The following is a 20,580-nucleotide window of genomic DNA, read 5'->3' on the forward strand; positions in this document are numbered from 1 at the left end:
GACATGCAGCCCGACCTCAGACAGATTCTCGCCCTTCAGCACAATCCTGTTTCGCTGCCATATATCCGGCTCCCCGAAAACGCCCGGGTGAAGGATCTCGGCATCGAATACTGCGTCCTCTACTGCGACCGGAGTGGAGCCGTCCTGCGCCGTATGGATGAGACCAATGCGACCGTCAGCTTCACGCAGCCGGAGCTAAACGAACGGCTCAACCGCCCTCTCAACCCGATGATGGTCGAGTTCGGATTTTACGGCAAGAGCAAGGCCAAAGCGCGTCTCTCCGGCTCCAGCAGCCTGTCGACCCTGTCCCCCGCCGATCAGGACGATGTCTTGCGTAAGGAGTTCTTTGTTCGGAAGTTTCTCGAAATGCAAGCGGACTACAGGGAGCAGCGACGACTCGCCCGTATCCATGGTCTGCCCAAGCCTCCCGTCGTCAGCAAGTCGCGGGAACCGCTTCTTCGCATCATTCCGGTGATCGCCCACGAGTGGCGTGAAATGCAGGCCCGTGTGACGGGTGCCAAGGCCCTGACGTATCGCACGAAGGCAAACATCGCGCTCTTCGAGCCCAAGCCTTCGACCGTCAAGGGCTGGATTCTCGAGATGGAGCTGAACGACTTCGATCCCATCTGCCTCAGGAACGACTACAGGCGAGACCGCCCCGAATATTTCACGGCGGACGAGTTCGTTCATCTCAACGCGGCAATCCACGAGGCCTGCTCGACCACGAGGCCCGACCTTGCCGCGATCCATCGAGACATGACGTTCAAGATGGAAGCAGAGAACAAGTTGCGGGGGCCTGATGACCAGCTCAGAATTCCCTGCGAGGAAACCCTCCGCAACCGCTTCAACGCCCGGCCGGAGATGTGGCGCGACCTCGGTCGCGATGGGAAGGAGGCCGCCCGTCGGGAATGGCAACCAGAATCAGGCGGCATCGACGTGATCCGTCCGCTCGAGCGGATCGAGTGCGACGACCATGAGACCGACCTCCAGTCGCTGTTGGTCAAGATCGGCATCTGGAAAAAATTGTCGAAAGCCGAGCGCAAGAAAATCAAGCGGTTCCGTCTCACGATCACGGCGATGATCTGCGTAGCGACCCGTTGCATCGTCGCCCTGCATGTCAGTGCGGAACCGCCGTCTCTGAAGTCGGCGATGACAGCTCTGGAGATGTCGACCCGCGACAAGACGGAAATCGCGCGCCGCCTTGGCTGCCAATCGCCCTGGCCGCAGGGCGGCACGCATGAATACGTGGCAGTCGACAGCGCTATGTATTTCGCCCACCGACCATATCGTGTCGCGCTCAATGATGCCGGAATCGAGATTTTCCTGCCCAGAGCAGGTGATGCCTCGTGGCGTGGCTTCATCGAACGCTGGTTCGAGACCTTCAGCCACCAGATGTTCAATTATTTCGACGCCCGCACGTGGGGATCGGTTGCCGAGAGGGGCGACTACGACGCCGAGGCACACGCGAACATGGTCGCGGACCAGGTTGCGGAATGCATGATCCGCTGGTGCGTGGATGGCTATCACAACGCCCCGCATTCCGGTCTGAACGGCGCAACTCCCCTCAATACCTGGTTCGAACTTGCGAGGGATCACGGGGTCATGCCGGGGCCAACCGGAGCGCTTCGCACCCACTTGTTCGGCACCTACGTGACGCGCAGAGCTTCAAAAAAGGGCTATCGCGTAGCAGGTCTCTATTACCAGAGCAAAGAGCTCCAGCAGATCCGCCGGAAAAACAACAAGGCCCAGCTTGTGGGCCGCGTGAACAATCATGACCTGGGTGCGATCTCGATCCTGACACCAGAAGGCTGGATCGAGGTTCCCTGCATTCATCGGGAGCTGGAAGGGGTCAGCATCTGGCAGTGGCTGGCGGCGTCCGAGCGCCTCAGGCTCTTTAACGCCGACAACGGGAGGGCCTCCCGCCAGACCATGCTCGACACCTTCGCGTGGCTCAAGCAGCAGGCGGAAATGGCCCGGCTTGAAGCAGGTCTCGTCAGCCCGGTTCTGACCGACGAGGACTATCTCCGCTTCGAGAAAAAGATGGATCACGTCTTCGATGTCGTCGACGGCCCCGTCAAGGGCGAACCACGCCCCGAGGGGGAATGGCACCCGTCCAACGAACTATTCGCGGCGCTCCGGATCGAGCCGATCGTCTACGCCAAGGCCAGGAGCGCGAAGGAAATCCGCCAGGAAGCCGAGACGGGCGGCCGACCTGCTCTCGGTTCCACCGCCCTGCCCGCCAAGCCCAGCCCCCCCGCCACACCGGACGGCACAAAGGAGACCTCGGTCGTCCGCCGCATCAGCAACAACATCTTTGACGACGAATAGGAGCACAGACACATGACCGATTTCGAAAAAGACCATGAAGCTCGTCGCAGCCAGGCTGCCATTGACCGCGTTCGCAGCCTCGTCGGAGATGACCGTCTTGCGGTCGCCGACCGCATCTCACAGCTATACAACAAATACATTCCCCTCGACCGCGACGAACTCCTCAGAGAAGCCCTGATGGGCTTGGTCGCAAGCGTAACAACGCCGATCACCGGAAAGCCCGACAAGCGTCGCATTGTCGCCGTGTGCGGCCGCTCCGGCGCGGGGAAGACAACCGCGATCATGAAACATGTCCGCAATCTCAAGGCGATGGCCTCCTATGTCGATGAGGACGGTGTGACCATTCATCCCGTCATTTTCATGGAGGCGGGCTCTCCTTGCACCCCACGTCTTCTCGCCATCGCCGGACTCGAGGCGCTCGGTCATACGCCGCCGGACACCATCCGCGAGAACGAAGCCTGGCTGCTGTTTCGTCGCCTTCTCAAGGTGCACAAGGTCATGTGGGTCGTCATCGACGAGGCGCAGAATGCAATCGAGACTGCCAACGTCCGGCAAGCCACGGTCATCGGGGATGCATTCAAGTCCCTCACCCAGATGCCTGACTGGCCCGTCCGGCTCATCCTCGCGGGTGTACCTCCGCTCGCAAGCTTCCTTGCCCGCAAGCAGCTCTACAATCGCAGGACCGTCATCCCGTTCGACACGGTCAACGCGGACGGGAGCATGGATCTCATCGACAGCATCCTGGAAACGGTCGTCATCGAACATGCCGGAATGGAGCTCTGCCTCAATCTCGACGGCTATGCGTCGGGAGACGAGGAACCTGATCCTCGAAAGCTCAAGGAGGTCTTCCTCAGGAGAATGGCACATGCCTGCGACGGTGAATTCGGCTCTATCGTCCAGATGATCCGAGGCGCGGTCGAGGCAGCGATCCTCGACAGTCGCGAGCACGTTACGCTCGACGACTTCATCAAGACCTACGCCTCATTCTCAGGATGCAGGTCGAGCAAGAACGTCTTCACGGCCACCAACTGGGAGGAACTCGAACCCTCAGTGGCTCTGCTGCGCGACGACGACCGAGCCTGGGAAGAATCCCGCCTCAAATCGAAGGGCAAGAACGCAACGAAATACGGAGTACGCCCTCAATGACCAGGCTTGCAGAACTTCTTCCCTTCAATGCTGACGAAACCGTCGCCAGCTACTGCTCCCGGCTGGCTGTCGCGTGCGGATATCGCCATTCACGATCCTTCGCAAACGACCTCGGCTTCCGTTTTCAGGGACTGGTTGTCGGCAACGATACGGATGTCAAACAGTTCGCTTCGGTTCTGGACGTGCCGGAATCGAAACTGTCTCCTGGCGTGATCGTGACCGAGAACCGGACGAGTACCGTCTCCGGCCAGAAGCTGACGCGTGCCCTCATGGAGCGGTACCGCCTCCGGCTCTGCCCCTTGTGCATCCGTGACGACGAGCGCAACCTCGAAGGCCGGAAGGGCTTCAGAGCATACGGCCGGATAGATTGGCTCGTGTGTCCCATCAGAACCTGCGAGACCCATGGAACCAAACTGATCACACCGATTGGGGAGGATGCACGCCAGTACATGCATGACTTCGCCGTGAATCTCGCGATTGCAGCAGCCAATGTCGAGGAATTCTTGTCGCAGGCGGAACCCATGGATACCGACAGCCTGCAGCGCTACGTTCAGGCACGGCTCAGGGGAATGCCCACGGCCTCAACTTGGCTCGACACCATGCCCTTGTATATCGCCGTCCGGCTCTGCGAAATAGTCGGCGCCGCGGAGCGGCATGGGGTCCGCTTCAAACCGAAGACTCTAAATGATCAGGAGTTGTCGTCCGCCGCGGGCACAGGATTCGACATTCTTTCCGGAGGCGCGGACGAGTTCCGGGACTGGCTCGTCAGAAAAACGGAGAGCTTCTATCGCAAGAACAGCGATCTCGGCGGGCGCTTCCTCTTCGGCCGACTATACGAGAAGGTCGCGTATGAGACCGACGACAGTGCATATGATCCGATCCGTCACATCATGCGGGAGGTCGTGATCAACACCCTGCCGCTCGGTCCAGGTGAAGAGTTCTTCGGCCCCGTTACCGAGCGCCGGATTCACTCAGTGCATTCTGCATCCCGGGAATACGGCATTCATCCAGCACGCCTCGCCAAGCTACTTGCGGCTGCCGGGCTGATCACCGTGGAAGCCTCCAAACTCACGTTCGAGAAGATTCTCGTCGCCGCCGACACCATGGAGAGGTTCGTCGCCGAAGCCAAAAAAGGCCTGAACGCAGCGGAAGCGAAGGCGGCACTAAACGCGAAGGGAACACAGTTCGAGCAACTCGTGAAGCTCGGATACATCAAGGCCGATGTGGAAGACGAAACGGGAGCCTTCTCCTTCATCAACCGATTTTCACCTGCGGGAATAGAGGAGTTCCTGCGGAAATTGCGGGTGGCCGTGACGTGCGAAAATGACGATGGTCTCATCGATCTGCAACAGGCGAGGAAGAGAGCGAACTGCTCGTTCGGCGAACTGATCGATCTCCTTGTGAATAACAAGCTCGAGCGAGTTGCGTTCGCGTCCGGGGAGCACGGCCTCGCCGCTATCCGTGTAGATGTCGACGAAATCAAGCAGTACACGGCAGGCGCAAACCACGATTGCATCCCGATCCACAAGTTGGTCAAGCTGATGCCGTCATCGAGCAAGATCATCAGAGCGCTTCTGGCGGAAAAGAGAATCCCGACTGTCGAGCTGCGCAATCACGTGACGCGGAACCTTCAGAAATATGTCGCACAGGAAGATTTCGATACGTTCATGCGGGAGTTCGTGTCGCTTGGGAATATAGCGACGCGCGTGAATTTGAGAACTTGGACTGTCGAAAGGGAGTTGCGCCATTATGGGGTGGTGCCGGTGTACGTTGCCGGCGGCATGCCGTTCTATCGACGGGCGGATGCAGAAGCCATCTTCTAGCGCATGCCGCACCTCACATGGAAAGCCGGGCACGACCCGGCTTTTTTGTTGCCCTGATACTTTGGCCAGTTTTTGCATTCAGAATGGCCAATCCTGGGTACGGAATCCGCGCCTGCTGACAGAAAATCAAAGGGTTACGACTGAATTGGCCAGTACTAGACTGGTTTTCTCATGAACTCACGCTAGAGTTCAAATGAGATGAACAGAAGGCTGCGGCAAACCTCGCCAAACATGGCGTTGGCTTTGCCGCAGCCTCTGGCGTTTCCACGATCCGTTCGCGCTGCCGAAATCCGCGCTGCCCCGACAATGGCGCGCATCAAGATCATCCGCCGTGCGTTACGCCTGACGCAAGAGGAGGTTTCTGCACGCTATCAAATTCCGCTCGGCACATTGCGGGATTGGGAACAAGGCCGGTCGGAACCGGACCAGACGGCGAAGGCCTATTAGGCCGACGCTTTGCAACGGGGAGCTGCGTAGACGAAGCCTGCCAAAACATGCCATGAAAACAGTCTGGATATCAGACTTTCTGAGATCACGTTTTTAATGCGGCCGGAACCCATATTGTCTGCCATGCCCCCCATTATCGACATCATCCCCACCAACCCAGCCCCGGATGTCAAAGCCAGCATCGATGCAGCCTTGACGGCGTTTAACGCCAGGATGCGGGATTTTATGCCCGAGGAGCCGGATTTCGCCATCGCCATCCGCGACCCGGAAACCAATGCGGTCACAGGCGGTCTCTACGGCGTGGATGAGTATGGATGGGCCTTCATCAAGCTCCTCGTGGTACCGGAACACTATCGCGGCATAGGGCTTGGCACGCGATTGATCGAGGAAGCGGAGAAAATCGCGCAGGCCCGCGGCTATGTCGGCATCTGGCTGAATACCTACGAATTCCAGGCACGACCGTTCTACGAAAAACTCGGTTACACGCTCTTCGGTGAGCTTGAAGGAAACAACGGCGCTATTCCCCAATATTTTCTCAAGAAGAAATTCTGAGACGGAGCAGCCTGCTGCTAATATATCGATTCAAGCGTTTCGCAAGTTGAGTCGGGATATGCCCGCAGACCATTGAAAGATCTATGGTTTTCATCGTGATTGAGCCGCGGAGACTCCACGCCTGCCTGTCTGCAACCGGCTGCTATACCGGCCGTCCCCATCCTGTCGAGTCGAACCTTGACGCGGCGCAATGCCTGCGAAGGCGTGAATTATCACCGGCTTTCCAGGCGGCGGGCAACATTTCCTTAACTCTGAAAAACTAGCATGGGATCCCAAGGTCCATGAGGGATGAAGAGAAGTAGAATGCCCAAGCCGGCCTTCCGCTATACACATTATGATTTGGGCGTCTTACGGGCCGGCACTGCCATCGAAGTCACCCTGTCTGCCGTGTGCAATGTCCGGCTCATGACCCCCTGGAACTTCCAGGCCTTCAAGGAAGCGTTGAAACACCAGTTCGTCGGCGGCGTCGCACGCCGCTCCCCCATCAAGCTGACCATTCCCGAAACCGGTCCCTGGCACCTGGTCGTCGATATGGAAGGCCAGCATGGCCTGGCGGAATCGAGCGTCAAGATGATCGACAGCGTCAACCCGGCCCGCTTCCAGCCTGCGGAACCCGCCGTCGGCTGAGCCGCCGCCGAGCAAGCTTCTGCACGAAGCGTCTTGCTACTCCGGTTTCTGGCCCTTCAGCCTTTTCCAATAATGCAGTCTCTTCGAAAGCTCGCGCTCGTAGCCCCGTTCGTTGGGCTTGTAGAAATCGAGGTCCTTGTCGCCCAGTTCGGCCGGGAAAAACATCTGGCCGCTGAAGGCATCCGGGAAATCGTGATCGTAGAGATAGCCCTCATGATAACCCAATTGTTTCATCAGTTTTGTCGGGGCATTCAGGATATTCTTCGGCGGCGGGATCGATCCGGTTTGGCGTGCCAGTGCAGTCGCGGCGTCGAATGCCCTGTATGACGCGTTGGATTTCGGCGATGTCGCGACGTAAACGATCGCCTGCGCCAGGAACAGCCGGGCCTCCGGCCAGCCTATGCGCTCGAACGCCTCCCAGGCGGTGATGACCTGCTGCAGGGCTTGCGGATCGGCCAGCCCGACATCCTCCGAGGCGGCGCAGGCCAGGCGCCGGAAGACGACATTGGGGTCTTCGCCGCCCTCGATCATCCTGGCCGCCCAATACAGCGAAGCGTTGACATCGCTGCCGCGCAGGCTTTTGTGAAAACAGCTGAGCAGGTTGTAGTGCCCGTCATTGGCCTTGTCGTAGAGCGGCATGCGTTTCTGCAGGAAGACTGATAGGTCGCTTTCGGAAAGCGGCGTCGTTACATTCGTCCGGAACAGCTCCTCGACCATGCCGATCAGGTATCGGCCATCGCCATCGGCCAGGTCGACCAGGGCGTCCCTTGCCGATGCCGTGATCGGCAGTGGTTTTTGCGCATGCTCTTCGGCCCGCTCCAGCAATTTGACCAGTGCCTGCCGGTCCAACGGATTGAGCGTGAAGACCCGTGCGCGCGACAGCAAGGCGCCCACCAGGCTGAAACTCGGATTTTCCGTTGTGGCACCGACCAGCGTGATCACGCCGCTTTCGACATGCGGCAGGAGGGCATCCTGAGTCGATCGGTTGAATCGATGCAGCTCATCGATGAACAGGATCGTCTGGCGTCCGAGCCCGCGGTCCTTCTTCGCTTCCTCGAAGACCTTCCTCAGGTCCGCCACACCCGACATCACCGCCGAAAGCTGGACGAACCTGGCATTCGCCTCCGCTGCGACCAGCCGCGCGATCGTCGTCTTGCCGACGCCCGGCGGTCCCCAGAGAATGAAGGAGGAAATCGAGCCCGACGTCACCATCCGGGCAATAGGCCCGCTTTCGCCCAGCAAATGATCCTGGCCGACCACATCCGCCAGGGTGCTGGGACGCAACGCTTCAGCGAGCGGTATCGGCGCCTGCGATTCGAAAAGTGACACGCATATCTCCAAACTTACACTCCGTATAAATGGGGAGCGAAGCTGCTGTTTCAAACAACCTGATTGCCGACATACGCCGCGTGGTGCGCCAGCAAAATGGCGGTTAGCGGAAAAACTGCCGCAGGCGCTGTCCGTCGCGGTCGATTTCCACGCGCCAGAAACCCGGATCGTCCTGCAGCGCCGCCGCCAGTGTCTTCGTTGAGTCGACGGCATTGCCGTTGACCGAAACGATCACATCGCGTGCCGCAAAACCGAGGCGGTCGGCGGGCGAGCCCGGCTTGACTTCCGTGACCACCACGCCGGTCGTATCGCTCGCCATGCGCAGTTCGTCGGCCACGCGCGGCGACAGGTTTGCGACGACGGCGCCGGCAAACGGGTTGCGGCCCTCGATCTGTCGCTGGTCGCGCGGCGCCGTTTCCGGAGCGCCGTCCAGCGTCAGCTTCACCGTTTCCTCCTTGCCGTTGTCGAGAACGGTCAGGTCGACGGCGATGCCAAGGCCGGCCGTGGTCAACCGATACCCCAGGGCGTCCGGATGCTCGACCGGCACACCGTTGACGGCAGTCACCACCTCGCCCGGCTTCAGGCCGGCCTTTGCCGCCGGTCCGTCGCCGGCAACCTTGACCACCAGCGCGCCGCGCGCCGTCTGCAGGCCGAGCGCCTCGGCCACTTCCGAGGTCACCGGCTCGAAGGTGGCGCCGACATAGGGGCGCTCGAAGCGTTTCGCGCCGTTTTCGGCAGAGGCCAGGAACACCTTCACCAGATTGGCGGGAATGGCAAAACCGACGCCGTTCGACCCGCCGCCGCGCGAAAAGATCGCCGTGTTGATGCCGATCAGTTCGCCCTTCATGTTCATCAGCGCCCCGCCGGAATTGCCGGGATTGATCGACGCATCGGTCTGGATGAAGAAACCGAACTCCGACTTGACCACCTGGTTGCGCGCCAGCGCCGAAACGATGCCGCTCGTCACCGTCTGGCCGACGCCGAACGGATTGCCGATGGCGAGAACGAGATCGCCCACCTCCACCGCGTCGGAATTGCCGATCGGCAGGCTCGGGAAATTACCGCCGTCCTTGATCTTCAGGACGGCCAGATCGAGCCGATCGTCCTTGAGGATCACCTCGCAGGGAAATTCGCGACCGTCGGCCAATGCTACCTTGATATCGTCGGCACCCTCGATGACGTGGTTGTTGGTCACCACCGTTCCGTCTGCTTCGACGATCACGCCGGAGCCCAGCGAGGACTGCTTCTCCGTGCGGTTCGGCATGCGCTGGCCGAAGAACTGTTCGAAGAAGGGATCGTCGAGGAAGGGCGAACGACGCTCGACCATACGCTCGGCATAAACGTTGACGACGGCACTGGCCGTCTGCTTGACGAGCGGCGCGAAGGAGAGCTGCATCTGCAGCTGGCTTTCGGGCACGGTCTTGGCCGTCTCCTGCGCGTTCACCACGGGGATCATGAGGAAAAACGACAGGACGGAAGCCGAAAGACGCATCGTGAAGCCGCGCATGGAAGATCCTTTTGAAAATATCGGGTCAGGCAGGTTTTAACGCTCGACGCTAGAAAAGGAAGAGGGCGGAAGCATGGAAAACGGCTGGCAGGACAAACAAGGCAAACCACGATCGCCAGCGAGCCTCGACATCTCGCCTGCATCTGCCCGCAAGGCCCTGTTTTGGAAGGGGCGCGCCATCATCGCCGGCGATCCTTCCTTGCCATAACGGCGGACTGCATCATGTCTACTACCGAGACATGCCGGTTGCACCGGATGTTGCCGATTGAACATGGAGTAGTTTTATGACGCGTTTTTCCACTGCCCTCGCCCTTGCCCTGCTGCTGGTCCCGGGCGCTACCACCGGCGCCGCAGCCGCCAGTTTCGATTGCGAAACGCCGGAGCTGAAGGCGGACGAAAAGGCGATCTGCGAGACGAGGGCGTTGAACGATGCCGATGTGCGGATGGTCACCACATTCGAATTGCTTTCCGGCCTGCTTGCCATGGGTGCGCGCGGTAGCTTGCAGGATGAACAATCGGCCTGGCTGCAGAAACGCCAGGCATGCGGCGCCGATACTGCCTGTATCGCTGCCGCCTACGAGGAGCGCATGAAGCAGCTGGGAGAAACCTACAAGAACATCAACCGGCCGCTGTGAGGCGTTGCTAGACGAGACGACATCGCTTCTTCGGAGAACAGCTGGTTCTTAATCAGCTGCTCTCCAGACGAGACGCTTCTCTCATACGCATAAAGAAAAACCCTTCCCCCGCAGGCGAAGGAAGGGTCTTGAATGTCAATCCGGAAAAATGCCGGCGATTTTTATTCCGGCAGGATGCGCACGGCGCCCTTGTCGGCACTGGCGGCGAAAGCGGCATAGGCCTTCAGCGCCGTGGTGACGTTGCGCTTGCGCGGCGCGGCCGGCTTCCAGCCGAGCTTGTCCTGCTCGGCGCGGCGCGCTGCCAGTTCGGGCTCGGAGATGGCCAGATCGATGGTGCGGTTGGGGATATCGATATTGATGATATCGCCGTTGCGCACCAGGCCGATGGCACCGCCCTGCGCCGCTTCCGGCGAGGCATGGCCGATGGACAGACCGGACGTGCCGCCGGAGAAACGGCCGTCGGTGATCAGCGCGCAGGCCTTGCCGAGGCCCTTCGACTTCAGGTAGCTGGTCGGATAGAGCATTTCCTGCATGCCCGGACCGCCCTTCGGACCCTCGTAGCGGATGACGACGACGTCGCCGGCCTTGACCTCGTTGCCGAGGATGCCCTTCACCGCCGCATCCTGGCTTTCGTAAACGACAGCCGGGCCGGAGAACTTCAGGATCGACTCATCGACGCCGGCCGTCTTCACGATGCAGCCGTCGAGCGCGATGTTGCCGGAGAGAACGGCCAGGCCGCCATCCTTGGAGAACGGATGTTCGACGGAGCGGATGACGCCCTTTTCACCGTCGGTATCGAGTTCGTCCCAGCGGGATTCCTGGCTGAAGGCAACCTGCGTCGGGATGCCGCCCGGTGCAGCGCGGAAGAAGGTCCGCACGGTCTCGCTGCTGGTGCGGGTGATGTCCCAACGATCGATGGCATCGCCCAGCGTCTCGGCATGCACGGTCGGTGTATCGCGATGGAGAAGGCCGCCACGGTCGAGTTCGCCGAGGATGCGCATGATGCCCCCGGCGCGGTGGACGTCTTCCATGTGCACGTCCTGCTTGGCCGGCGCCACCTTCGAGAGGCACGGCACCTTGCGCGACAGCTGGTCGATGTCGTCGAGGTCAAAATCGATACCACCTTCATAGGCGGCCGCGAGGATGTGCAGCACGGTGTTGGTCGAGCCGCCCATGGCGATGTCGAGCGACATGGCGTTTTCGAAGGCGCGCTTGTTGGCAACGTTGCGCGGCAGGATGCTGTCGTCTTCCTGCTCGTAATAGCGGCGGGCGAGATCGACGATCAGGTGACCGGCTTCGACGAAGAGGCGCTTGCGATCGGCATGCGTGGCGAGCGTCGAGCCGTTGCCGGGCAAGGACAGGCCGAGTGCTTCCGTCAGGCAGTTCATCGAATTGGCCGTAAACATGCCGGAACAGGAACCGCAGGTCGGACAGGCCGAACGCTCGATGGCCTTGACGTCCTCGTCGGACATCTTGTCGTCGGCGGCCGCGACCATGGCATCGACGAGATCGAGCGCGTGGGTCTTGCCGTGAAGGACGACCTTGCCGGCCTCCATCGGGCCACCGGAGACGAAGACGGACGGGATGTTGAGGCGCATGGCGGCATTCAGCATGCCGGGGGTGATCTTGTCGCAGTTCGAGATGCAGACCATAGCGTCGGCGCAATGGGCGTTGACCATGTATTCGACCGAGTCGGCGATGATTTCGCGCGACGGCAGCGAATAGAGCATGCCGTCATGGCCCATGGCGATGCCGTCGTCGACGGCAATGGTGTTGAACTCCTTGGCAACACCGCCGGCCGCTTCGATTTCGCGGGCGACGAGCTGGCCGAGATCCTTGAGGTGAACGTGGCCGGGCACGAACTGCGTGAACGAGTTGACCACGGCAATGATCGGCTTGCCGAAATCGCTGTCCTTCATGCCCGTCGCGCGCCAAAGGCCGCGGGCACCGGCCATATTGCGGCCATGGGTCGTGGTTCTCGAACGATAAGCAGGCATGGTGTTTTCCTCGACGTCTTTGAATCTATCCGGGGAGTGCGGGGCAAGGCGTCTCTACCGCAGCCCATTTTTCTCAGGTCCTAACGCAATTGCCGGAATCTGTCACTATCAGGTAGGCCGAATCCGGTACGGTACAAGCGGCAGCTGCGGCCAAGCGCGGCGGAATAAGCAGGGCTGTACACGGCTCTTCACGTCAAAACACGAAAATGTGGTGTAACCACGGAAGAAAACCGTCACGCCGGCCGTAACAAAACCAATCTTGAATCCGTATTGGCGATATGATGCGCTTCACGCTGAAAGGAACGTGCCATGGCCGCCTATCGCCCGCCAAGAATTCCCGCCTCGGAAATCACGCCGCAGCCGATTTATCTCAACCGTCGCAACTTCCTCGGCGCCGCAACGCTTGCCGGCGCTGCCATGCTTGGCGGCGCGCAGGCAGCAGCCGCCGCCCTTGCCGTCGTACCGAGCCGATACAAGGTCGATGAAAAGCTGACGCCGCAGAAGGACGTCACCACCTACAATAATTTTTACGAGTTCGGCCTCGACAAGGGCGATCCGGCAGCACTGTCCGGCGATTTCAAGCCACGGCCCTGGACGATCGCCGTCGATGGCATGGTCGGCAAACCCGGCACCTTCGACATCGACCAGCTGATCAAGGATTTTCCGATCGAGGAGCGCGTCTACCGCATGCGCTGCGTCGAGGCCTGGTCGATGGTCATTCCGTGGAACGGCTTTCCGCTGGCCGCCCTGCTCGACAAGGTCGAACCGCTCGGAAGCGCAAAATACGTCGCCTTCGAGACCGTGGTGCGGCCGGAAGAAATGCCGGGCCAGGGCGGTTATTTCCAGTCGCTGAGCTGGCCCTATATCGAGGGCCTGCGGCTCGACGAGGCACGCCATCCGCTCACCCTGCTCGCTGTCGGTCTCTACGGCGAAACGCTGCCGAACCAGAACGGCGCGCCGATCCGGCTCGTCGTACCGTGGAAATACGGATTCAAGGGTATCAAGTCGATCGTGCGCATCACCTTGACCGACCAGCAGCCGAAAAACACTTGGCAGGTCACCAATCCGCAGGAATACGGCTTTTACGCCAACGTCAATCCCGAGGTCGACCACCCGCGCTGGAGCCAGGCGACGGAAAGACGCATCGGCGAAGGCGGTTTCTTCTCGTCGGGCGGGCGGCGCCCCACCCTGCCCTTCAACGGTTATGCCGACGAGGTGGCAAGCCTCTACGCCGGTATGGATCTCAGGGCGAACTATTGATGGCGCCGGTTCTTCCCAAACGCTGGCAGCCGGCTTCCGTCTGGCTGCTCTATATCGTCGGGCTGCTGCCGGCCGCGTGGTCCTTCTATCTCGGCGCAACCGACGACCTCGGCGCCGATCCGGTGAAAAGCTTCGAACTGCTGCTCGGCCTCTGGACGCTGCGCTTCCTGATCGCTACGCTGGCGGTCAGCCCCTTTCGGGACCTCGCCGGCTGGAACCTCATCCGTTATCGCCGGGCGCTTGGGCTCTTGACCTTCTATTACGCGCTGATGCATTTCTCGGTCTATGCGATCCTCGACCAGGCACCGATGTTCAACGCCATCCTCGCCGATGTTCTCAAGCGCCCCTTCATTATGTTCGGCATGGCGGCGCTGTTGTTGCTCATACCGCTGGCGATCACTTCGAACATGGCCTCGATCCGCAGGCTCGGAAAAAACTGGATCCGGCTGCATCGGCTGATCTATCCGATTGCCGCGCTTGGGGCCTTGCATTTCGCACTCTCGACGAAGGTCTTGACGCTGGAGCAATATGTCTACATCGGCCTGATCGTCGTGCTGCTGTTGTATCGCGGCGTGCGGCCGATCCTGCGAGCGAGAAAGAACGAGCGGAAAAACCTGCGCGCGCAGGCAACCGAGCGCATCGCCTGAAACAAACATGGTCCCAAACGCAAACAGCCGGATCTTTCGACCCGGCTGTTTTGTTTCCGCGAGGCGGAAAAGATCAAGCGGCTTCGGCAGCGTCTGCTTCAGCAGCAACGCGAGCCTTGTCGGCTGCGCCCTTGGCATCGACGTCGCGCTCGACGAACTCGACAACAGCAAGGGCAGCGTTGTCGCCCTGGCGGAAGCCAGCCTTCATGATGCGCAGGTAGCCGCCGTTGCGGGTGGCGTAACGCGAAGCGATCGTGTCGAACAGCTTCGAAACGACGGCAACGTCGCGGATCTGCGAGATCGCCTGGCGGCGGGCATGCAGGTCGCCGCGCTTGCCGAGGGTGACGAGCTTTTCGACGATCGGGCGAATTTCCTTCGCCTTCGGCAGGGTGGTGACGATCTGCTCATGGGTGATGAGCGAGGCAGCCATGTTGGCAAACATTGCCTTACGATGGCTGGCGGTTCTGTTCAGCTTGCGACCGGCTTTCTGGTGGCGCATGGCTACTCTCCTTCACTTGCAGGCAAAACCCGCAGTCTAATGGTTAATATTGGTCTTCGTATCGCTTGGCGAGATCTTCGATGTTTTCCGGCGGCCAGGCGGGCACTTCCATACCGAGATGGAGACCCATGGAAGCCAGGACTTCCTTGATTTCGTTCAGCGACTTGCGACCAAAATTCGGCGTGCGAAGCATTTCGGCTTCGGTCTTCTGAATGAGGTCGCCGATATAAACGATGTTGTCGTTCTTGAGGCAGTTGGCCGAACGGACCGAAAGTTCCAGTTCGTCGACCTTCTTGAGGAGCGCCGGATTGAAGGCCAGTTCGGTAACGGCTTCTTCTTCGGCTTCCTTCTGCGGCTCGTCGAAGTTGACGAACACGCCGAGCTGGTCCTGCAGGATGCGGGCCGCAAATGCGATCGCATCTTCGCCGGTGATGGAACCGTTGGTCTCGATCGTCATCGTCAGCTTGTCGTAGTCGAGAACCTGGCCTTCACGGGTGTTTTCCACCTTGTAGGACACTTTCTTGACCGGCGAATACAGGCTGTCGACCGGAATGAGGCCGATCGGCGCATCTTCAGCGCGGTTGCGCTCTGCCGGAACGTAACCCTTGCCGTTGTTCACGGTGAATTCCATGCGGATCTCGGCGCCCTCGTCGAGCGTGCAGATAACATGGTTCGGGTTCAGGATCTCGATATCGCCGACCGTCTGGATGTCCCCGGCGGTAACGACGCCCGGACCCTGCTTGCGGACGACCATGCGCTTGGCATCGTCGCCGTCCATCTTGATGGCGATTTCCTTGATGTTCAGGACGATGTCGGTGACATCTTCGCGAACGCCCGGGATCGAGGAGAATTCATGCAATACGCCGTCGATCTGCACGGCAGTCACTGCACCACCGCGCAACGACGACAGCAGCACGCGACGCAGTGCGTTGCCGAGCGTCAGGCCGAAACCCCGCTCCAGCGGCTCGGCGACGAGCGTCGCCTTCGTCCGGCCGGAAGAGGTGAACTCGACCTTGTTCGGCTTGATCAGTTCTTGCCAGTTCTTCTGAATCATGTGTTTTCCTTCCGTTCGCTGCCACCATCCAATCGTGGCAACCGAGCATTAGAAACGCCGGGAGGAGCGCCGAAGGGGCGCTCACCGGCGGATAAAGGAATGATCAGACGCGGCGCTTCTTGCGCGGACGGCAACCATTGTGCGGGATCGGCGTCACGTCGCGAATGGACGTGATCACGAAACCGGCAGCCTGCAACGCGCGCAGGGCGGATTCACGACCCGACCCCGGACCGCAGACTTCCACTTCCAGCGACTTCATGCCGTGTTCCTGGGCCTTCTTGGCGCAGTCTTCGGCAGCGATCTGGGCAGCGAACGGGGTCGACTTGCGCGAACCCTTGAAGCCCTTGGCACCAGCGGACGACCAGGCAATGGCGTTGCCCTGTGCGTCGGTGATGGTGATCATCGTGTTGTTGAAAGTCGAGTTGACGTGAGCGACGCCCGACGTGATGTTTTTACGTTCGCGGCGGCGAACGCGTGTGGCTTCCTTGGCCATGTCTTACCTTTCGTTGATCTCTTCACCGCCGTAACACCAGCGGCTACACCGGTGAACGGCGCAAAACCCTTCACCAAATTCAAAAAGGAGGCCGGCGACCTGCGCCAGCCTCCCCTTCCCGGATATGATCCGGAAATTACTTCTTCTTACCAGCGATCGCCTTCGCCGGACCCTTGCGGGTGCGGGCGTTGGTGTGCGTGCGCTGACCGCGAACCGGCAGGCCGCGGCGATGACGCAGGCCGCGGTAGCAGCCGAGGTCCATCAAGCGCTTGATGTTCATCGAGGTCTCGCGACGCAGGTCGCCTTCAACCTGGTAATCGCGGTCGATGGTTTCGCGGATCTGAAGGACTTCGGAGTCCGTCAGCTGGTGGACGCGCTTGTCAGCGGGAAGACCAACCTTCTCCATGATTTCCTGCGCGAATTTCGGACCAATCCCGTGAATGTAGGTCAACGCGATAACAACGCGCTTTGCCGTCGGGATGTTGACGCCAGCGATACGTGCCACGTCTATTCTCCTTGCGTTCCAGTTGTCATCCGACAAAAGGGCTTTTTCGTTACGCGGCCCAGAGAGCCACCAGTTCAAAAATCAGGTTCACAACAACAAACGACCGAACCCGGACTTCTCGAAGAAATCCGCGCCGATCGCATGGTATGTCGCGAGTTGGCGCGGTGTTTAGCGGAATCGCTGCAAAAAAGCAACTGCCTCGCCAAAGTAATTTCCGTCAACCGCCTAGACGGATGCCAGAATCCTGTCGATATCCGCCGTCACCTGTTCGATGTCGGCCATACCGTCCACGGAAGCGAGCTTACCCTTGGCATGGTAGTAGCCGATCAGCGGAGACGTTTCCTTGTAATAGGCCTGCAGGCGGGTGACGACGGTGTCGCGATTGTCGTCCGGCCGGCGCTTGAAATGCGTCGAACCGCAGCGATCACAGACGCCTTCCACCTTCGGCTTGAGATTCGTGTCGTGGTAACCGGCGCCACAGTTGGCACAGGTGTAACGACCCGAAACGCGGTCGGCGAGCACGGCGTCGTCGACGCGGATCTCGATGACCTTTGAAAGATCCAGAGACTTCGCCTTGAGCATGGCTTCCGTAGCGTCAGCCTGCACCAGTGTGCGCGGATAACCGTCGAGAATGAAACCCTTGGCGCAATCCGGCTGGTCGATTCGCTCCGAAACAATGGCGTTGACGATCTCGTCGGAGACGAGCTTGCCGGCGTCCATCACGGCCTTGGCGCGCTTGCCCACTTCCGTTTCGGCGGCAACCGCCGCACGCAGCATGTCGCCGGTGGAAAGTTGGGGAATCCCGTGCTTTTCCACGATTCTCTGGGCCTGGGTCCCCTTGCCCGCACCCGGCGGCCCCAAAAGAATAAGTCTCATCGTCCCCTCTTTCCTCCACGCAATTTCGATTTCTTGATCAGACCCTCGTATTGCTGGGCAATCAGATGTCCTTGAATCTGTGCTACAGTATCAAGGGTGACGCTGACAACAATCAAAAGCGACGTACCACCAAGGGATAACGGTACACCCGTCTGAGAAACCAGAATTTCGGGAAGAATACAGACGAAGACGAGATAGATTGCGCCGACGACGGTGATGCGGGTCAGCACGAAGTCGATGTACTCCGCGGTGCGCTCTCCCGGCCGAATCCCGGGGATAAAGCCGCCGTGCTTTTTCAGATTGTCGGCGGTGTCCTTCGGATTGAAGACGATCGCCGTGTAGAAGAAGGCGAAGAACGCGATCAGGGCACCGTAAAGCACCATGTAAAGCGGCTGGCCATGGCCGAGCGCCGCCACGATCGAGGTCGCCCAGCCGGGCAGTTCCGTCGAATTGGTGAAGCCGGCGGCCGTTGCGGGCAGCAGCAGCAGCGACGATGCGAAGATCGCCGGGATGACCCCCGAGGTGTTGAGCTTCAGCGGCAGGTGCGAAGTATCGCCCTGGAACATGCGGTTGCCGACCTGGCGCTTCGGATACTGGATCAGCAGGCGGCGCTGGGCGCGCTCGACGAAGACGATCAGTGCGATGCAGAGGATGGCGACGATGATGACCGCGAGAATCAGGCCGGTCGACAGCGCGCCGGTGCGGCCGAGTTCCAGCGTGCCGGCCAGAGCCGACGGCAGGCCTGCGGCGATGCCGGCGAAGATGATCAGCGAAATACCGTTGCCGATGCCGCGCGAGGTGATCTGCTCACCGAGCCACATCAGGAACATCGTGCCGCCGAGCAGCGTGATCACGGTGGAAATACGGAAGAACCAGCCTGGATCGACGACGATGCCGCTGCCGCTTTCAAGGCCGACCGCAATGCCATAGGCCTGCAGCGCGCCGAGCAGAACGGTGCCGTAACGGGTGTACTGGTTGATGATCTTGCGGCCCTGCTCGCCTTCCTTCTTCAGGTTTTCGAGCGCCGGCACGACCGAAGTCATGAGCTGCACGATGATCGAAGCGGAGATATAGGGCATGATGCCGAGCGCAAAAATCGCCATGCGTTGCACGGCGCCGCCCGAAAACATGTTGAAAAGACCGAGGATACCGCCTGCCTGGCCATGGAAGGCCTGGGCGTAAGCATCGGGATTGAGACCCGGAAGCGGAATATGTGTGCCGAGGCGATAGACCAGGAGCGCTGCGAGGGTAAACCACAGCCGCTTCTTCAGATCCTCAGCCTTGGCGAAAGTCGAAAAATTCAGATTTGATGCTAATTGTTCCGCTGCAGACGCCATGCAATTCTCCGCGTAACCAACTCCGGAGGCAAGACGAACCGGCCATGTCCGGAAGCAGTTTCTCAATCCTGTTCAAAAAACCGGGTGTCGGACAGATTGCGGCGCAATCGGATGCCTCACCCTTGTTTTCCGTTTAAATCCCGGAAGACGAAGACTCGTCTTGAGGAACGTGAGGCCCACATATGGGAGTAAAACCGCCCGGTGTGAAGCCACCCCGGGCGGTTGAAGTCAACTTTATTCTGCGGCAGCCAGGAGAAGCTTGACCGAGCCGCCAGCCTTTTCGATCTTTTCGACCGCAGGCTTGGAGGCGCCGGCAACTTCGATGGTGACCTTCGCCGTCAATTCGCCGTCAGCGAGAACGCGAACACCATCCTTTTCGCGGCGGATAACGCCGGCAGCCTTGAGGGCTGCTGCATCGATGGTCTTCGAAGCGTCGAGCTTCTTGGCATCGATTGCCGTCTGGATGCGGCCGAGCGACACGACAACAAATTCGCTTGCGAAGATGTTGTTGAAGCCGCGCTTCGGCAGACGACGGTAGATTGGCATCTGGCCGCCTTCGAAGCCGTTGATGGCAACGCCCGAACGAGCCTTCTGACCCTTGACACCGCGACCACCGGTCTTGCCGGAGCCGGAACCGATACCGCGACCCAGCCGCTTGCGGCTATGGGTTGCGCCTTCGTTGTCCTTGATTTCATTCAGTTTCATGATCTTTTCTCCCTCACTTCTCGTCGACGATGCGGACGAGATGCTGGACAGCCCGGATCATGCCACGAACAGAAGGCGTATCTTCCAGCGTGCTGCGGCGATGCATCTTGTTGAGACCGAGACCGATCAGCGTCTGGCGCTGGATGGCCGGGCGGCGGATGGGGCTACCGATCTGTTCGACGGTAACCGTCTTTTCAGCAGTCTTGTTAGCCATTTGGAATGCTCCTCTTATTCTTCGGAAGCATTGCCGGAGGCGGCGCGACGTGCCTGGAGCGTGGCGTATTTCAAGCCGCGCTGTGCCGCGATGTCCTTCGGATGAACCTGATGCTTCAGAGCGTCGAACGTTGCACGAACCATGTTGTAGGGGTTCGAGGAACCGGTCGACTTGGCGACGACGTCATGAACGCCGAGCGTTTCGAAAACGGCGCGCATCGGACCACCGGCGATGATACCGGTACCGGCCTTGGCCGAACGAAGCAGAACCTTGCCCGCGCCGTGGCGACCGTTGACGTCGTGATGCAGCGTGCGGCCATCGCGCAGCGGAACGAAAATCAGTTCGCGCTTGGCGGCTTCCGTCGCCTTGCGGATTGCTTCCGGCACTTCGCGTGCCTTGCCGTGACCGAAGCCGACGCGGCCCTTCTGGTCGCCGACGACGACGAGAGCGGCGAAACCGAAGCGACGGCCACCCTTGACGACCTTCGCAACGCGGTTGATCGCGACCAGCTTGTCGACGAACTCGCTATCGCGCTCTTCGCGGGCCTGGCGATCTTCGCGCTGGCCCCTTCTTTCCTGTGCCATTGTCCTTTTCCTTTT

At 60.2% G+C, this 20,580-nt stretch carries 22 protein-coding genes; 10 read left to right on the forward strand and 12 right to left on the reverse strand.

The features are described from left to right. The first annotated feature begins 3 nt into the window (after positions 1–3). The 6 genes from DEM27_RS15830 to DEM27_RS15855 all read left to right on the forward strand — a co-directional run bounded on the left by DEM27_RS15830 (position 4) and on the right by DEM27_RS15855 (position 6,923). Complete coding sequence (locus DEM27_RS15830; protein WP_109459216.1) at positions 4–2,328, forward strand: hypothetical protein; 2,325 nt, start codon at positions 4–6, stop codon at positions 2,326–2,328. A 12-nt stretch (positions 2,329–2,340) separates the two neighbouring features. Further along, the gene (locus tag DEM27_RS15835) at positions 2,341–3,474 is read left to right on the forward strand and encodes an AAA family ATPase (RefSeq protein ID WP_109459217.1); all 1,134 of its coding nucleotides are present in this window, start codon (positions 2,341–2,343) and stop codon (positions 3,472–3,474) included. Then, positions 3,471–5,297 (forward strand): TniQ family protein, encoded by a 1,827-nt coding sequence (locus DEM27_RS15840; protein WP_165823452.1) that lies wholly within the window; start codon positions 3,471–3,473, stop codon positions 5,295–5,297. Before DEM27_RS15835 ends, DEM27_RS15840 begins: the two co-directional genes overlap by 4 nt. A gap of 231 nt (positions 5,298–5,528) precedes the next feature. Further along, positions 5,529–5,744, forward strand: coding sequence for a helix-turn-helix domain-containing protein (locus DEM27_RS15845; RefSeq protein ID WP_109459219.1), 216 nt, complete (start codon positions 5,529–5,531; stop codon positions 5,742–5,744). 123 nt (positions 5,745–5,867) lie between these two features. Continuing rightward, positions 5,868–6,296, forward strand: a complete 429-nt coding sequence (locus DEM27_RS15850) for a GNAT family N-acetyltransferase (RefSeq protein ID WP_109459220.1) — start codon at positions 5,868–5,870, stop codon at positions 6,294–6,296. Positions 6,297–6,599: 303 nt separating this feature from the next. Continuing rightward, positions 6,600–6,923 carry a DUF1883 domain-containing protein gene (locus DEM27_RS15855; protein ID WP_109459221.1) on the forward strand — a complete coding sequence of 108 codons (324 nt, stop codon included), beginning with the start codon at positions 6,600–6,602 and terminating at the stop codon, positions 6,921–6,923. A gap of 36 nt (positions 6,924–6,959) precedes the next feature. Here the strand turns inward: DEM27_RS15855 and DEM27_RS15860 are convergent, their stop codons facing one another. Beyond that, complete coding sequence (locus tag DEM27_RS15860; RefSeq protein ID WP_245445869.1) at positions 6,960–8,252, reverse strand: replication-associated recombination protein A; 1,293 nt, start codon at positions 8,250–8,252, stop codon at positions 6,960–6,962. Between the two features lie 103 nt (positions 8,253–8,355). Further along, complete coding sequence (locus tag DEM27_RS15865) at positions 8,356–9,708, reverse strand: DegQ family serine endoprotease (RefSeq protein ID WP_420028830.1); 1,353 nt, start codon at positions 9,706–9,708, stop codon at positions 8,356–8,358. A gap of 124 nt (positions 9,709–9,832) precedes the next feature. On the opposite strand from DEM27_RS15865, the gene DEM27_RS34965 reads away from it, so the two are divergent. Together DEM27_RS34965 and DEM27_RS15870 are read left to right on the forward strand one after the other, a co-directional pair. Then, positions 9,833–9,967, forward strand: coding sequence for a hypothetical protein (locus tag DEM27_RS34965; RefSeq protein ID WP_280954519.1), 135 nt, complete (start codon positions 9,833–9,835; stop codon positions 9,965–9,967). Positions 9,968–10,043: 76 nt separating this feature from the next. Continuing rightward, complete coding sequence (locus DEM27_RS15870) at positions 10,044–10,394, forward strand: lysozyme inhibitor LprI family protein (RefSeq protein ID WP_109459224.1); 351 nt, start codon at positions 10,044–10,046, stop codon at positions 10,392–10,394. Between the two features lie 161 nt (positions 10,395–10,555). Here the strand turns inward: DEM27_RS15870 and ilvD are convergent, their stop codons facing one another. Next, complete coding sequence (gene ilvD / locus DEM27_RS15875) at positions 10,556–12,391, reverse strand: dihydroxy-acid dehydratase (RefSeq protein ID WP_109459225.1); 1,836 nt, start codon at positions 12,389–12,391, stop codon at positions 10,556–10,558. A 309-nt stretch (positions 12,392–12,700) separates the two neighbouring features. Here ilvD and msrP point away from each other — a divergent pair, with 309 nt between their 5' ends. Next, entirely contained in the window at positions 12,701–13,651 is a 951-nt protein-coding gene (gene msrP, locus DEM27_RS15880; RefSeq protein WP_109459226.1) for a protein-methionine-sulfoxide reductase catalytic subunit MsrP, read from the forward strand. Then, positions 13,651–14,298 (forward strand): protein-methionine-sulfoxide reductase heme-binding subunit MsrQ, encoded by a 648-nt coding sequence (gene msrQ, locus DEM27_RS15885; protein ID WP_109459227.1) that lies wholly within the window; start codon positions 13,651–13,653, stop codon positions 14,296–14,298. Before msrP ends, msrQ begins: the two co-directional genes overlap by 1 nt. Positions 14,299–14,371: 73 nt before the next feature. Here the strand turns inward: msrQ and rplQ are convergent, their stop codons facing one another. The 9 genes from rplQ to rpsE form a co-directional block, all read right to left on the reverse strand. Then, positions 14,372–14,797 carry a 50S ribosomal protein L17 gene (rplQ, locus tag DEM27_RS15890; RefSeq protein WP_109459228.1) on the reverse strand — a complete coding sequence of 142 codons (426 nt, stop codon included), beginning with the start codon at positions 14,795–14,797 and terminating at the stop codon, positions 14,372–14,374. Positions 14,798–14,840: 43 nt separating this feature from the next. Next, the gene (locus DEM27_RS15895; protein WP_109459229.1) at positions 14,841–15,851 is read right to left on the reverse strand and encodes a DNA-directed RNA polymerase subunit alpha; all 1,011 of its coding nucleotides are present in this window, start codon (positions 15,849–15,851) and stop codon (positions 14,841–14,843) included. Positions 15,852–15,954: 103 nt separating this feature from the next. Then, positions 15,955–16,344, reverse strand: coding sequence for a 30S ribosomal protein S11 (gene rpsK / locus DEM27_RS15900; protein WP_109459230.1), 390 nt, complete (start codon positions 16,342–16,344; stop codon positions 15,955–15,957). Positions 16,345–16,480: 136 nt separating this feature from the next. Next, positions 16,481–16,849 (reverse strand): 30S ribosomal protein S13, encoded by a 369-nt coding sequence (gene rpsM / locus DEM27_RS15905; protein ID WP_007531685.1) that lies wholly within the window; start codon positions 16,847–16,849, stop codon positions 16,481–16,483. A 225-nt stretch (positions 16,850–17,074) separates the two neighbouring features. Then, positions 17,075–17,725, reverse strand: coding sequence for an adenylate kinase (locus DEM27_RS15910; protein WP_109459231.1), 651 nt, complete (start codon positions 17,723–17,725; stop codon positions 17,075–17,077). Then, positions 17,722–19,062: a preprotein translocase subunit SecY gene (secY, locus tag DEM27_RS15915; protein WP_109459232.1), complete on the reverse strand. Its 1,341-nt coding sequence runs from the start codon at positions 19,060–19,062 to the stop codon at positions 17,722–17,724. The genes DEM27_RS15910 and secY overlap by 4 nt, the downstream gene beginning before the upstream one ends. 234 nt (positions 19,063–19,296) lie before the next feature. Then, positions 19,297–19,767: a 50S ribosomal protein L15 gene (gene rplO, locus DEM27_RS15920; protein WP_109459233.1), complete on the reverse strand. Its 471-nt coding sequence runs from the start codon at positions 19,765–19,767 to the stop codon at positions 19,297–19,299. A gap of 13 nt (positions 19,768–19,780) precedes the next feature. Next, entirely contained in the window at positions 19,781–19,981 is a 201-nt protein-coding gene (rpmD, locus tag DEM27_RS15925; protein ID WP_109459234.1) for a 50S ribosomal protein L30, read from the reverse strand. A 14-nt stretch (positions 19,982–19,995) separates the two neighbouring features. Then, the gene (rpsE, locus tag DEM27_RS15930) at positions 19,996–20,565 is read right to left on the reverse strand and encodes a 30S ribosomal protein S5 (protein ID WP_109459235.1); all 570 of its coding nucleotides are present in this window, start codon (positions 20,563–20,565) and stop codon (positions 19,996–19,998) included. Positions 20,566–20,580: the final 15 nt, after the last annotated feature.

It is taken from the genome of Rhizobium album (assembly GCF_003122325.1).
GTDB classification, from domain to species: domain Bacteria; phylum Pseudomonadota; class Alphaproteobacteria; order Rhizobiales; family Rhizobiaceae; genus Metarhizobium; species Metarhizobium album.

Excerpts from the sequence above, each read along its gene's own strand:
- DEM27_RS34965 (WP_280954519.1), top strand. The coding sequence starts at position 9,833 with ATGGAAAACGGCTGGCAGGACAAACAAGGCAAACCACGATCGCCAGCG.
- DEM27_RS15865 (WP_420028830.1), bottom strand. The coding sequence starts at position 9,708 with ATGATCCCCGTGGTGAACGCGCAGGAGACGGCCAAGACCGTGCCCGAA.
- DEM27_RS15845 (WP_109459219.1), top strand. The coding sequence starts at position 5,529 with ATGGCGTTGGCTTTGCCGCAGCCTCTGGCGTTTCCACGATCCGTTCGC.
- DEM27_RS15830 (WP_109459216.1), top strand. The coding sequence starts at position 4 with ATGCAGCCCGACCTCAGACAGATTCTCGCCCTTCAGCACAATCCTGTT.
- rpsK (WP_109459230.1), bottom strand. The coding sequence starts at position 16,344 with ATGGCCAAGGAAGCCACACGCGTTCGCCGCCGCGAACGTAAAAACATC.
- rpsE (WP_109459235.1), bottom strand. The coding sequence starts at position 20,565 with ATGGCACAGGAAAGAAGGGGCCAGCGCGAAGATCGCCAGGCCCGCGAA.
- DEM27_RS15895 (WP_109459229.1), bottom strand. The coding sequence starts at position 15,851 with ATGATTCAGAAGAACTGGCAAGAACTGATCAAGCCGAACAAGGTCGAG.
- DEM27_RS15835 (WP_109459217.1), top strand. The coding sequence starts at position 2,341 with ATGACCGATTTCGAAAAAGACCATGAAGCTCGTCGCAGCCAGGCTGCC.
- msrQ (WP_109459227.1), top strand. The coding sequence starts at position 13,651 with ATGGCGCCGGTTCTTCCCAAACGCTGGCAGCCGGCTTCCGTCTGGCTG.
- msrP (WP_109459226.1), top strand. The coding sequence starts at position 12,701 with ATGGCCGCCTATCGCCCGCCAAGAATTCCCGCCTCGGAAATCACGCCG.
- DEM27_RS15910 (WP_109459231.1), bottom strand. The coding sequence starts at position 17,725 with ATGAGACTTATTCTTTTGGGGCCGCCGGGTGCGGGCAAGGGGACCCAG.
- DEM27_RS15855 (WP_109459221.1), top strand. The coding sequence starts at position 6,600 with ATGCCCAAGCCGGCCTTCCGCTATACACATTATGATTTGGGCGTCTTA.
- rpmD (WP_109459234.1), bottom strand. The coding sequence starts at position 19,981 with ATGGCTAACAAGACTGCTGAAAAGACGGTTACCGTCGAACAGATCGGT.
- DEM27_RS15870 (WP_109459224.1), top strand. The coding sequence starts at position 10,044 with ATGACGCGTTTTTCCACTGCCCTCGCCCTTGCCCTGCTGCTGGTCCCG.
- ilvD (WP_109459225.1), bottom strand. The coding sequence starts at position 12,391 with ATGCCTGCTTATCGTTCGAGAACCACGACCCATGGCCGCAATATGGCC.
- secY (WP_109459232.1), bottom strand. The coding sequence starts at position 19,062 with ATGGCGTCTGCAGCGGAACAATTAGCATCAAATCTGAATTTTTCGACT.
- rplQ (WP_109459228.1), bottom strand. The coding sequence starts at position 14,797 with ATGCGCCACCAGAAAGCCGGTCGCAAGCTGAACAGAACCGCCAGCCAT.
- DEM27_RS15840 (WP_165823452.1), top strand. The coding sequence starts at position 3,471 with ATGACCAGGCTTGCAGAACTTCTTCCCTTCAATGCTGACGAAACCGTC.
- rplO (WP_109459233.1), bottom strand. The coding sequence starts at position 19,767 with ATGAAACTGAATGAAATCAAGGACAACGAAGGCGCAACCCATAGCCGC.
- DEM27_RS15850 (WP_109459220.1), top strand. The coding sequence starts at position 5,868 with ATGCCCCCCATTATCGACATCATCCCCACCAACCCAGCCCCGGATGTC.